The organism is Rhizobium sp. SU303, assembly GCF_021052345.1.
Lineage (GTDB): Bacteria > Pseudomonadota > Alphaproteobacteria > Rhizobiales > Rhizobiaceae > Rhizobium > Rhizobium laguerreae.
The window spans coordinates 402,112-414,459 of the sequence record NZ_CP088097.1; the positions used below are offsets into that span (position 1 = coordinate 402,112).

Sequence of the window (12,348 nt, forward strand, 5' to 3'; positions counted from 1 at the left end):
CTCCTACCAGACGAGACCGCGGGCCGCGACATCCTCGACGCGGGTGACGATGCCGCCCCGATGGAAGACCATCGTATCGAACAGGTTGGACACCACGCAGGTGTGGTTCGGGATGATGAAGAGCTTCTGGCCGATCTGCGGCCGGGGGCCGGTGCAATTCGACAGGTCGATCACGCCGTGTTCTTCCGAGAGGCTGCTGATCCGCGCCTCGGGATAACCGACAATCAACCCGTAATCGCTAAAACCCTGAAGATCCGATGTCAGCGCCTTCGACCCGGCATCGATGACGACGCGGTCGGCGTTTGGCCGCGACACGACGGTCGCCAGCACGTGCATCGCGCAATCGTCCTCGGTGCAATGGCCCATGCGCACCATCTGGCGATCATTATAAATATAGGTGCCGGCGCGGTGTTCCGTGGCTGAGGTGACGAGATGCGCCTCGAAGAGGCTTGGCGTTCCGCCATTGCTGACGATCGGGCAGGTTATGCCTTCCGTTTTCAGCTGTTTCAGCGTTTCGGCGATGAAGGCTTCCACGGCGGCGGCCGATTGCGGCTTCGGATAGGTCACGATGCCGCCGAAGGTGAGGCCGTCGGCAGCGGCGATGCGCCTGGCGAGCGAGGCCGCCTCACCCGGTGTCTGCACGCCGCAGCGGCCGCCGCCGGTATCGCATTCGACCAGCACGTTCAGCGGCTTGTGGCCGGAGAAATGCGCCGCGAGTCCGTCGACCGTCACTTCGCTGTCGGCGACGACCTTGAGGGCCGAAATTCTCTCGTTCAACTTGGCCAGCCGCTCGAGCTTCTGCGGTCCGAGGATATTGAAGGTGATGAGGATGTCCTCGAAGCCGGCTTCGGCAAAGACTTCGGCTTCCGTCACCTTCTGGCAATTGATGCCCTTGGCGCCTGCGGCAACCTGCGCGACGGCGAGGGCCGGGATCTTGTGCGTCTTGATATGCGGGCGGAAGTTCAGCGCGTGCTGATCCATATAGGATTGAACGCGGGCGATATTGGCGGCCAGTCGGTCTTCGTCGATCACGGGGCGCGGCGTCGAGAGATCGGCGATCCGGTCTCCTGCCCTGGCGACGACGGCAAAGCTGCGATCAGGCATTCAGGCGGCTCCGCGTTTTAACCCATGTGGATCGGCCACGATCGGCCAAATCGTCTTCGGCGCCCACCGATACGGCGTCGTCGCCGGATTATTGGGATAGGGCGTTCCGGCGGAGCAGTAAAGGATTTCCGCGGCGATCTTCGAAAAGGAGGCGAAGAAATGATTGGTGGATTTGATGACCAGGATCTTCTGCTTCGTCGGATCGATGCCCATCACCGAAAACAGGCTCGGATCGAAGCTCTGGGCGCGCGTCGAATTGAGGATGATGTCTATGCCATCGAGCACGATATGGGCGGCGTCGCCGAAGGGGGCCAGGCTCTCGCCGAACTGCATCTCGGCATTCCTGACCAGCCTGACGACTTTCACCATGCCGTCGATCGGATTGCCGGTGCCGGGCGCCGACTTGGCGCCGAAGCGCAGCGGAATTTCCGCCCCCTCGCCCGCCGCAAAACAGATCTGGACGGCCACAGGATCCCAGATGGTGCCGATCGCAGCACTCGTGACGCCGCGGGCGATCAGCTCTCCGAGGATAACAGTCGCATCTCCTGCGGTGCCGCCGCCGGGATTATCCCAGACATCGGCAATGACAACAGGGCATGTGGTGGCGGCCATCGCGCGCGCGACGGCTTCCTTCTCGTCGATCTGCGGGACCATGAAGGTGCCGCGCTTCGAAAACAGTTCGAGGCCGAGTTCGCGCGCCCAAGCCGCGCCCTTCTCCGGCTTATTATCAGTCACGACAAGCAGCTTCGTTCCCATTTCGGGAACGTCGCCCACCATGAAGCCGTGGATCACCGAGATCGACAGGATCTCGGGGTCGTCCTTTTCGATCCGCATGATCTTGTCGACGAAGGAACGCATGGGCTCGCGCGATGTCGGGAAGACGTCGATCATCTTGCAGTCGAACACCGACATATCAGGCTTGATCCGCCCTTCGAGCGTTTCGACCGCAATGCGCCAGAGATCCTCGGCGCGGTCGACGAAGTCCGTGTGCGGAAACTCCTTGAAATAGACGGCGAAATCGAGAGCGGCGACACGTTGTGCCGTGAGATGGCTGTGCGGATCGAGTTCGGCGCAGATGAGGACATCAGGCCCGACGATCTCGCGGATGCGCGACAGAAGATCGCCTTCGGTATCCTCGTATCCGGCGGCCACCATGGCGCCGTGCAGGCCCATGACAACGGCGTCGACCGGCATTGCCGCGCGGAGCTGCCCGAGGATTTCGTCACGCAATTCCTCGTAGGTCGTCCGGTTGACGAGGCCTGCGGGATCGGCCCAGGTGGCGGTTCCCTCAATCAGTTCCCAACCCTTTTCCCGGGTGACGCGCCTTCCCACGGTGATCGGCGCAGTGCACAGCGTCGGCGTTTCTGGATGTTGACCGGGGGGCGCATAAAGCGAGGCTTCGAATGCGCGGCGATCCACGCAGATCGGGGAAAAGGTGTTGGTCTCGGTCGCCAGTGCCGCCGTGAAAATGCGCAAGTAAGTCGCCTTCGTGTTGTCGGCTCTGCTTTACCCCATCGGGTTCGGCAGGTAGCCGGTGAAACCTGAGATTTTCCAGCGCCCTTGGTGAAGCCTGCAGTAATAGAGCGTCTGCCATTGCAGGACGTCCCGGGTATCGTCGCTCTTGGTAATGCCGCCGTCGAATTTCTTGCGGACGAGGGCCATTTCGCCCTCGATTTCGATATCCTCAAGCGTCGTCGTGGTGAAGATCGCCGTGCGCGCGTCTTCTGCGAAACTCTGCTCGGCGAAATCCTTTGCCTGCCTCAGCCATTCCTGGCGATAGGCCGACAGCGTCGGAAATGCCAGACGCCACCTGTCGGGGCTGACCTGCTTCTGGGCATCGATACCGATGAAGCCCTCTTCGACGAAGTCATGCTCCACCATCGACCAATCGGCCGCCAGAAACGCATCGATATCGCGCAGAACGAGCATTTCCCAGATTGCATGCCGGGCGCTGTCTGACGGGAAAGGATTCTGGAAAGGATCGCGCATATCAGCCCCGGATTGAAATTCTTTTCATAAACGGTGTTTTTCACTGGCCAAATTCTGCTTTCTATGGTCACTTGTCAACTTATCAAGAAAATAATTTGCAAGGACCTCAGCATGCCGATCAAGCGCTATGGCACTGTTCAAACGGGCGCCGGCGGCAAAGCGCTGCCTTTCGCACGTGCGGTCGAAGCCGACGGATGGCTGTATGTTTCCGGACAGGTTGCGATGGAAAATGGCGAAATCATCGACGGCAATATCATCGCCCAGACCCACAAGACGATCGCCAATGTCCTTTCGATCCTCGATGAGGCCGGATATGGCGTCGAGGATGTGGTCCGCGTCGGCGTCTGGCTCGACGATCCACGCGACTTCTGGACCTTCAACAAAATCTATGAGGGGTATTTCGGCGAACATCCGCCGGCACGCGCCTGTGTGCAATCGTCGATGATGGTTGATTGTAAGGTTGAGATCGACTGCGTGGCCTATAAGAAGAAGGATAGATAGAAAACTATCGGGGGGGACGGGCTTGGATATCTTTTCAACGCTGCAGGAAGACAAGAGCAGGCTCTCTCCCTCCGAGAGCCGCATCGCGGAGATTATCGTCAACGACTTCGAGTTTGCCGTGAATGCCTCGATCATCGAGCTGGCGGAACGGGCCGAGGTATCGCCGCCGACCGTCACGCGCTTTTGCCGGCGGCTCGGTTGCGAGAGTTTCTCCGACTTCAAGGTGCAGCTTGCCCGCACCGCCCATATCGGCGTTCGTTACCTGAAACCGGAATCGAAAAGCACCGATCCGGCCGATGTCGCCCAGGATATCATCACCAAGGCCCAGAACGCGCTCTTTCTCCTGCATCGGTCGCTCGATCTTGCTGCGATCGAAGCCGCCGTTTCGCATATCGCCAAGGCCGATATGATCTATGCGTTCGGGTCGGGCGGCAATTCGTCGATGATCGCCGACGAGCTTCAGAACCGGCTCTTCCGTCTCGGGCTTCGCATCACGGCAAGTTCCGACCACAGCATGCAGCTGATGATGGCTGCCGCGGCAAGGCCCGGCGACGTGTTGATCGGCTCGTCCTTCTCAGGGCGCAATACGGAGCTGGTGCGCGCCTTCGAGCTTGCCCGCCAGACCAAGGTGAAGACGATCGCGCTGACCCAGACGGCCAGCCCCGTTGCCAAGGCCGCCGAAATCGTCGTGGCTATCGACCTTCCCGAGGGCCACAATATCTATCGCCCGACCTCGACGCGCATCGCCTACATCGCGACGATCGATATCCTGTCGAGCCTGGTCGCCTATGCCGTTCAGCCGAAGGCGACGACCACGCTTCGGCGTATCAAGCAGCAGCTTGTCATTCACCGTGACGGCGACGACCGGCAATTGCTTGGAGATTGAGGTTCATGAACGGGAGCTACGGAAAATGACGCAGTCGATAGCCATCGTTACCGGCGCTGCAGGCGATATCGGCGCGGCGATCGCCGCACGGCTCGCCGATGACCACGACGTCGTGTTGCTCGCCGATATCGATGCGGAGGCCGCGGCTGCCGTGGCATTGAAGCTCGGGCCGGACAATCGCTTCGTCGCCATCCAAAGCGATGTCACCAGTGAGACGAGCATTGCCGAATTGGCAAGACGCGCCGCCGACGTCGGTGTGGTTCGAACCCTGGTCAACAATGCCGGTGCCGCCCGCGCGACCAGCCTGCATGAGACGACGCCTGAGATCTGGCGGGCGGACAATGCGCTTAATCTCGAAGCGGCATTCTTATGTTTCCGCGCGTTCGAGCCCATGCTGAAGGCCTCGAGGGGTTCGGTCGTCAACATCGCCTCGGTCAACGGCATGCATGTCTTCGGACACCCGGCCTATAGCGTCGCCAAGGCAGGCCTTCTGCATTTTACCCGACTGGTCGCCGTGGAATACGGCAAGTTCGGCATCCGGTCCAACGCCGTCGCACCCGGCACTGTGAAGACGCAGGCCTGGGAAGTACGCGCGGCAGCCAATCCGAATGTTTTCGAGGAAGCACGCCGCTGGTATCCGCTGCAGCGCGTCGTCGATCCAAAAGATGTCGCCAATGCCGTGGCCTTCCTCGCCGGTCCCCTGGCCGCAGCGATATCAGGCGTCTGCCTGCCTGTCGATTGCGGCCTCACGGCCGGCCAGGCCGAACTCGCGCGGACCTTCTCACAATCGGAACATTACTGAAACCCTGAGGAAGACAAGAGGGGCAGGTTGTGAAGCCGGCTTACGTCTGATCGATGATCGCATGAGCCGACTTTTTCCCGACGTCTTCCGCAATCCGGCGATCCGCGCCTGCATGATTGCCATTTTCACCTTCGGGATGGCGGGAGCGATGACCGCACCTTACCGCTCGATCATCGGCATCCGCGAATTGGGCTTGAGCGACGGCCTCTATTCTTTCCTGAGTTTCATCTCGGCGGCGGTGAACGTCGTCATCAGCATTCTGCTCGGCAATCTCACCGACCGGCTGGGTGAGTACCGATCGACGATGATCGGCGCCTGCCTGTTCGGCATCGTCGGCTACGGCATGGTCTACGCCTTTCCGACTGCAGCCATCTTCGTTATCAGCGGGTTGCTGCCCCTGCCGATCTACGGCGCGCTGAACTCGCTGCTGTTTGCCAATGCGCGTGCGGCGATGCACGGCATGAGCCGAAGCGACATGGTGACGGCCAACTCCGGCGTGCGCGCCATGATCTCGCTGTCCTGGGTGCTGATCCCCGGCATCACCGGCCTGCTGCTGTCTGGCGCATCGAGCATGCTGCCGGCCTACCTCTTTGCCGCCATCTCATGTCTGCTCTGCCAGGGCATCATCCTGTTCGCCTTGCCGAAGCGGGCGGCGACGGAGATGGCAGCAGTTCATCATCTCACCTATCTCGGTGCGCTTCGCCAGGTGGTTTCTCCGCGAATATCCGCGCATATTTGGGGGGTGGCGCTGATCACCAGCACGCTGCATCTCAATGACGCCCTGCTGCCATTGATTGTCACCGGTGCCGCGCATGGCAGGCTCAGCGATGTCGGCATTCTGGTCGGCATCGTCGCATTGCTGGAGGTCGTCTTCATCATCATCTGGTCGCGGATCGCCCGGAAAACCGGCCAAATGACGGCGCTTGCGGCCGGCACCATCATCTACGCCGTCTTCCTCAGCCTTCTCGGTCTTGCCTCTGAGCCGTGGCATCTCTATGCGCTCACCTTGCTCGCCGGCATCGGAGCGGCGGCGATCATCAGCTTTCCGATCACCTATCTGCAGGATCTGATTGCCGACCGACCGGGGCTCGGCAGTGCGCTGATCTCCGTCAACATCTTCGCCAGCGCCGGGATCGGCGCGCTGGTTTTTGCCGCCGGCACCTATGTGACCGGCTATTCTGGAACCGCCATCCTCAGCGCCGTCACCGGATTGTCCGGGATAGCGATCATTGGCCTCTTGCACAGACGCGGTGCCCGTTGAGCAAATAGACGTTCCGAAGAATGGAGCTTTCATCGGTGTTCGTCTTGTGACAAGGGTGACGCACCATTTTGTTGAAGGCGACATGAAGGCGATATCCGGCACGAATCTCGAACAGGCCAAGTCTCACAACCGGCGTGTGGTGATCGAGGCTGTCCGCACGAACGGCCCCTTGTCGCGCGCTGCGATCGCCCGGATGACGGCGCTGACTGCTCAGACTGTTTCGAATATCGTCGAGGAATTGGAGAGATCGCACCTTCTCGTTCCGTCCGAGGCGCAGAAGCTGGCGCGCGGCCAACCGATCATCCCTTACACCATCAATCCGCGCGGCGCCTATTCGATAGGCCTCGAACTTGGCCGCCAGCGCGCAAGCGGGGTCCTGACGGATCTCTCCGGCGCCGTTTGCGCGCGCATCGAACGCCACGTCGAACATCCCGATCCGCAAAGGGCGATGCCGGCTCTCCAGTCCATCGTCGAGGATCTTCAGCAGGCCTTCACATTCGACCGGAACAGGCTGCTCGGCGTCGGGATGGCCCTGCCCGGCCGCTATGCCGATGGCGGCACCACATCGCTCAGCCCGCTGAACCTGCCCGGCTGGCAGGGTTTTCCCGTCGGGCATGAATTGGAACAACGGGTAAAGGTGCCGGTGCTGGTCGAAAACGATGCGACGGCAGCAGCGATCGGCGAGCGTCTTCATGGCGTCGCCCGCGGTTTGGGCAGCTTCGTCTATCTGTTTCTCGCAGGCGGCGGTGGCATCGGCGCCGGAATGTTCCTTGACGGCCACCTCTACAAGGGCAGCCGCAACAATGCCGGCGAGATCGGGCATGTCATCGTCGAGCCGCATGGCAAGCTCTGCAGCTGCGGCAAGCGCGGCTGTCTTGATCGCTACGTGTCTCCGACCGTCGCCTATGAATTCATGGGCATTGCCAATGCCGAGGAGATGTCGCCCGACGATCTCGATGCGCTGATCGCCAAGGGCGGCGAAGGTCTCGACGCCTGGCTGGATCAGGCCGTCCAGCCGCTGCGGCAGACCGTCGATTTTCTGGAACTGGCCTTTGATCCTCAGACCATCGTGCTCGGCGGCAGCATATCGACATCGCTGATGCTTCGGCTTGCAGAGCGGCTGGAGCCGCTGCACACGCCGATCGACCCCAATCAAAAGCGGACCATTCCCCGCGTAATGATCGGCATGACCGGCAAGGATACGGCAATCCTCGGCGCCGCTGCCCTGCCGATCTTTTCCGAAACCAATCCGCGCTTCGACGTCCTGCAAAAGCCGCTCGGCTAGCCATCTCGGTCCGGGAGATTGCCGACGCCGGCCTCTCATCCGCCTGCCGGCAGTCTCGCATCTGACGGCAGCGGCCGACGGGCCAGAGGTCGCGCAAAAATGACCACGTTGCCGAGAAGCGTCAGCGCCAGGCCGATCAGGCCCAGACCGCTCCAGTGGTAGCCCTCGAAGACCGTCGACAACGACAGGGCGACGATCGGGAACAGGACGGTGGCATAGGCAGCGCGTGAGGAGCCGATGCGGGACACCAGCATGAGGTAGGTGGTGAAGCCGATCACCGATCCGATTGCCGCGAGATAGAGCATGGCGGCAAGATAGGTGATGTCAGGCGGCGCGACGATCGGCGTTTGCGTCACGGTAATCAGGAAGAGGAGGACGATCGCGCCATAGGTCATGCCCCAGGCATTGGCGGTCAGCGGTGAGATTCCGACCGCGCTGTTTCGACGCGATGCCATATTGCCCAGCGAGAAGAACAGCGTGCCAAGCGCAGCGAGCCCGATCCCTTTCAACGTGCCCATATCGAAATCGACGACAACGTCCTGTCCGAAAAGGAGGAGAAGGCCGGTTGCTCCGAGCGCCGCTGCGAGAAGTGTGCGGCCGGTAATGCGGTCGCCGAAGAAGAGGCGCGCATTGACGGCATTGTAGATCGTTGCGAGCGAGAAGATCACGGAGATTAGGCCGGACGGGATAGAGGCGGCGGCGTTGTAGAAACAGATGAAATTGAGGCTGAACAGGCAGAGCGCTTGCGCAAGGATGAAAGGTTGATCGCGCAATGCAGGGAGCTTGAGCCGCCGCATGGCAGCCAGGATGGCGACGAGGATCACTGCTGCGACCGCAAATCTGTAAAAGACCGAGACCAAGACCGGCACGGGACCGACCTGCATCGCAATGGCGATCCAAGTCGTCCCCCATATGAGGACGGTCGCGATGAAGAGAGCGGCATTTGCCATGGAGTGATCCTCGTTTCCCCGACCAATATGCGAGCCGTGAGCAGGTCTCTTGCAGATTCTTGCTATGAAATCGATTTGCCCGGACTTCCGGCTCGCCATGCGGGTCGTCCGCCGGTAATGTTCGCGCGGCATGGTCATGTGTGGGGAAGAATTGGTGAAATATAGTCACCCCTCGGTTTTCAGGTTTTTGTCCGCATCTCCCACTGCACGGATGTCACAGTCCATCGATTTGGGTTTCGGGCGATCAGCCGCTATCTGGAGCAATGCACAAGACAGGATGAGCTATCAGCGGCCGAACGGTCATACGTTCAGTCTTTATCTGAGAGGCGGCGCCGGAACGCGTCGTCTGGATGGCAGCCCAGGCGCGCGCGGCCGTCCGGGGGTCCTGTGCATCATGCCACAGGAGCACTCGTCCGAATGGGAAATCACCGACTTCTCCGAATTCGTCCATCTGTATGTTCCCGACGATCAGATGCGCCGGATGTTTGCCGAGACGTTTGACCGCGATGCGCGGCTCATGGCTCTTCCCGAATTAACATTCGCGGATGCACCCGCCTTGGCGCGCACACTTCGGCAGATGACGAAAGCGATGTTGGCGGGCGGTCATCTGCTGGCTGAAGAAGCGATGACGCAGGCGATCAACGATTTCTTCGTTGATCCGCGTTATGGAGGGATGCGCCCCTGCGCGATCAGCGGCGGGCTCGCTCCTCATGTCCGGCGCCGGAGTCTGGAGTATATCGAGGCCCATCTCGGTGAGACAATCCGCTTGCAGGATCTGGCGGCGATCGGGCAGCTCAGCGCTTTTCATTTTCAGCGGATGTTCCGGGCAAGCTATGGTGTGTCCCCGCATGGCTGGGTGGCTCACCGGCGTGTCGAGCGCGCCAAATCGATGTTATCAGCCATGGACCCAATCGCACAGATCGCTTCGGCCTGCGGCTTCAGCAGCCAGAGCCACATGACACGGGCATTTAAGTTGGGCACAGGCGTCACGCCCTCTGCCTACCGGCAACGACAGTGAAGCCCCTTCGCTCGAGCGCACTTCTCTTTCGAAACCAATCCGCGCTTCGGCATTCTGCAAAAGCCGCTCGGCTAAGCCGAGGACTCATCGGATTTCCAGACCTCACTTCACCGCGATCACGACCTTGCCCTTGACGCGTCCCGTTTCGACATAGTCCAGCGCCTCGTTGGTCTTCTCGAACGGGAAGGCCCGGTCAATGACGGGACGGATGGCGCCCGCCTCGATCAGCGCGGTGATCTTGCCGAGCTGCGCGCCGTTTGCCTGCATGAAGAGAAAGGAATAGCCGATCCCCCGGCGTTTCGATTTCCACCTGATGCCGAAACTCAAGAAGCGCATGACCTGCTGCAGCAGCCAGCCGAAGCCGTTTTCCCTGGCGAAATCGGGATCGGGCGGACCTGATATCGAGATCAGCTTGCCGCCCGGCTTCAAGACGCTGAGCGATTTCTCCAGCGTCTCCTTGCCGAGGCTGTTCAGTACGACGTCATAGCCCTTCAGCACCGTCTCGAAATCGTCCTTCTTGTAATCGACCACCACGTCGGCGCCGAGGCTTTTCACCAGAGCTGTGTTCGCGGTGCTGGCGGTCGTCGCCACATGGGCGCCGAGATGCTTGGCAAGCTGGATGGCGATGGTGCCGACGCCGCCGGAGCCCGCATGGATCAATACCTTTTGGCCTTTCTGCAGCTTGGCGCGCTCGACCAGCGCCTGCCATGCAGTCAGCGCCACAAGCGGAATGGATGCGGCCTCTTCCATGCTGAGATTGGCAGGCTTCAGCGCAACATCGGCAGCGTCGATGGCGATGTACTCGGCGAAGGTGCCTATGCGATCCTGGTCAGGACGCGCATAGACCTCGTCACCGGGTTTGAACTGCCTGACATTGGCCCCAACCCGGACCACGACACCGGCGACATCGTTGCCAAGCACCAGCGGAAGCCGGTAAGGCAGGACGAGCTTGAACTCTCCGTCCCGGATCTTGGCATCCAGCGGATTCACGCTGACGGCATGGATTTCGACCATGACGTCGTTCTTGCGGAGCTGCGGTTCAGGGCTCTGGCCGAGCCTGAGGGCGCCGCCTTTCTTGTAGCGGTCGATCAGGAATGCTTTCATGGGGGCGAACTTTCATTTTCTGCGAGAGCCGACAATGCGGCAAGCCAGGATCAACCGGGAAGTTTGTTGAATTTCCGGAGGCTCTTGTCGACGAAGGACTCCGGCAGGAAGCGGCGGATGAAACGGATCTGCCCTGCGGCCCTTCCGGCCGTGTACCGCCTCTTGGGCGATGGCGCATTGGCGGCCTTGACGACGGTTGCGGCGACCACTTCGGGCGCATCGCCCTTCGAAACGATTTCGCGCATCAGCTTCTCGGCATCGGTGCGCACTGTATCATAAACGGCGAGCGGCCGGTCCGGCCGTGTGATGTTCTCTTCGAATGAGGTGCGCGTGACGCCCGGTTCGACGAGCACGACGCGGATGCCCTGCGTGCGCACTTCATGGTCGAGGGATTCCGAATAACCTTCGATCGCGTGTTTGGTCGCTGCGTAAAGCGCGTTGAAGGGCGCCGGGATCAGCCCGAGGATCGAGCTCAGGTTGATGATCCGGCCGCTGCGCTGCCGCCGCATCACCGGCAGCACCGCATTGGTCATGCGCATCGTGCCGAAGACGTTGACGTCGAAAACGGCTTTGGCCTGTGCCGTCGTCGATTCCTCGGCGCCGCCGAGCAGGCCGATCCCGGCATTGTTGACGAGAAGATCGATCCGTCCCGTGCGTTTCAGAACCTCGTCGACGACGCCCTGCACGGATTGATCGTCGATGACGTCGCAGACCAGCATTGTGATACCGTCGACGATGTCGGCCATCGGCTTTCGGCTGGTGCCGAACACCTGGTAACCGTCGCGCAGCAAGGCCTGCGCCGTCACCAGCCCGATGCCGGAAGAAGCCCCTGTGACCAGGGCAATGCCGCGTTCTCTTTTGCTCATCGACGTCTGCCTTCATTTTGTCGTGGAATGTTCATGGGCATTCTGTTACTATCAATTTGATAGCAAGTCACTACTAAAAAGATATCGACATGAAGAATCTTTCGAACCAGCCCTGCCTGATCGCCCGCAGCCTGGCGCTCGTCGGCGATGCGTGGAGCATGTTGATCATGCGCGACGCCCATGCGGGGCTGACCCGCTTCGATGAATTTCGCAAAAGCCTCGGCATCGTCCCGACAATGCTGACGGGGCGGCTGTCATCGCTGACCGAGGAAGGATTGCTGGAAAAGCGTCGCTATTCCGAGCGTCCGCCGCGCGATGAATATGTGCTGACGGAAGCCGGCCGCGACTTTTTGCCGGTGCTGTTTGCGATCGGCGCCTGGGGCCGCAAGCATCGCAGCGGCGGCGCAGTCACCCGTTTCTTCGACGCTGAGGCCGGAACGGAGATCGATCCCCTCACCATCGACCGCGCGACAGGCGCGGAGATTGGAACCCGTCCTATTCGTATCGCCGCACCCGAATGCGAGCTGCCCGCGGCGCCTGACAAATCCCCTTGAAAGCGATGTCGGTATCCTTGCCATCACC

At 61.0% G+C, this 12,348-nt stretch carries 13 protein-coding genes; 7 read left to right on the forward strand and 6 right to left on the reverse strand.

From position 1 onward, the window contains the following. Positions 1-3: 3 nt before the first annotated feature. Genes RlegSU303_RS30845 through RlegSU303_RS30855 form a run of 3 tightly spaced genes read right to left on the reverse strand, consistent with a single transcriptional unit; the run spans position 4 to position 3,093 of the window. Complete coding sequence (locus tag RlegSU303_RS30845; protein WP_222373046.1) at positions 4-1,104, reverse strand: D-TA family PLP-dependent enzyme; 1,101 nt, start codon at positions 1,102-1,104, stop codon at positions 4-6. Then, complete coding sequence (locus RlegSU303_RS30850) at positions 1,105-2,580, reverse strand: M81 family metallopeptidase (RefSeq protein WP_017957668.1); 1,476 nt, start codon at positions 2,578-2,580, stop codon at positions 1,105-1,107. Between the two features lie 30 nt (positions 2,581-2,610). Next, positions 2,611-3,093, reverse strand: coding sequence for a hypothetical protein (locus RlegSU303_RS30855; protein WP_017957669.1), 483 nt, complete (start codon positions 3,091-3,093; stop codon positions 2,611-2,613). 111 nt (positions 3,094-3,204) lie between these two features. On the opposite strand from RlegSU303_RS30855, the gene RlegSU303_RS30860 reads away from it, so the two are divergent. The 5 genes from RlegSU303_RS30860 (at position 3,205) to RlegSU303_RS30880 (ending at position 7,828) form a co-directional block, all read left to right on the forward strand. Beyond that, positions 3,205-3,594 (forward strand): RidA family protein, encoded by a 390-nt coding sequence (locus RlegSU303_RS30860; protein WP_017957670.1) that lies wholly within the window; start codon positions 3,205-3,207, stop codon positions 3,592-3,594. Between the two features lie 22 nt (positions 3,595-3,616). Continuing rightward, positions 3,617-4,480 carry a MurR/RpiR family transcriptional regulator gene (locus RlegSU303_RS30865; RefSeq protein ID WP_017957671.1) on the forward strand — a complete coding sequence of 288 codons (864 nt, stop codon included), beginning with the start codon at positions 3,617-3,619 and terminating at the stop codon, positions 4,478-4,480. 25 nt (positions 4,481-4,505) lie between these two features. After that, positions 4,506-5,282 (forward strand): SDR family oxidoreductase, encoded by a 777-nt coding sequence (locus RlegSU303_RS30870; protein WP_222283457.1) that lies wholly within the window; start codon positions 4,506-4,508, stop codon positions 5,280-5,282. Positions 5,283-5,343: 61 nt separating this feature from the next. Then, a complete protein-coding gene (locus RlegSU303_RS30875) occupies positions 5,344-6,543 on the forward strand; it encodes an MFS transporter (protein WP_017957673.1) in 1,200 nt (399 codons plus the stop codon). A gap of 82 nt (positions 6,544-6,625) precedes the next feature. Continuing rightward, on the forward strand, positions 6,626-7,828 hold the full coding sequence (locus tag RlegSU303_RS30880) for an ROK family transcriptional regulator (protein ID WP_017957674.1): 1,203 nt from the start codon (positions 6,626-6,628) through the stop codon (positions 7,826-7,828). Positions 7,829-7,863: 35 nt separating this feature from the next. Here RlegSU303_RS30880 and RlegSU303_RS30885 read toward each other — a convergent pair whose 3' ends face one another. Beyond that, positions 7,864-8,778: a DMT family transporter gene (locus RlegSU303_RS30885; protein ID WP_017957675.1), complete on the reverse strand. Its 915-nt coding sequence runs from the start codon at positions 8,776-8,778 to the stop codon at positions 7,864-7,866. A gap of 277 nt (positions 8,779-9,055) precedes the next feature. Between RlegSU303_RS30885 and RlegSU303_RS30890 the strand changes: the two genes are divergently transcribed. Next, positions 9,056-9,796, forward strand: a complete 741-nt coding sequence (locus RlegSU303_RS30890; RefSeq protein WP_017957676.1) for a helix-turn-helix domain-containing protein — start codon at positions 9,056-9,058, stop codon at positions 9,794-9,796. 102 nt (positions 9,797-9,898) lie between these two features. On the opposite strand, the gene RlegSU303_RS30895 is transcribed toward RlegSU303_RS30890, so the two are convergent. Together RlegSU303_RS30895 and RlegSU303_RS30900 are read right to left on the reverse strand one after the other, a co-directional pair. Next, positions 9,899-10,900, reverse strand: coding sequence for an NADP-dependent oxidoreductase (locus RlegSU303_RS30895; RefSeq protein WP_131621261.1), 1,002 nt, complete (start codon positions 10,898-10,900; stop codon positions 9,899-9,901). Between the two features lie 50 nt (positions 10,901-10,950). Continuing rightward, positions 10,951-11,766, reverse strand: coding sequence for an oxidoreductase (locus RlegSU303_RS30900; RefSeq protein WP_017957678.1), 816 nt, complete (start codon positions 11,764-11,766; stop codon positions 10,951-10,953). A gap of 89 nt (positions 11,767-11,855) precedes the next feature. On the opposite strand from RlegSU303_RS30900, the gene RlegSU303_RS30905 reads away from it, so the two are divergent. Next, positions 11,856-12,320, forward strand: a complete 465-nt coding sequence (locus RlegSU303_RS30905; protein ID WP_017957679.1) for a winged helix-turn-helix transcriptional regulator — start codon at positions 11,856-11,858, stop codon at positions 12,318-12,320. The last annotated feature ends 28 nt before the right edge of the window (positions 12,321-12,348 follow it).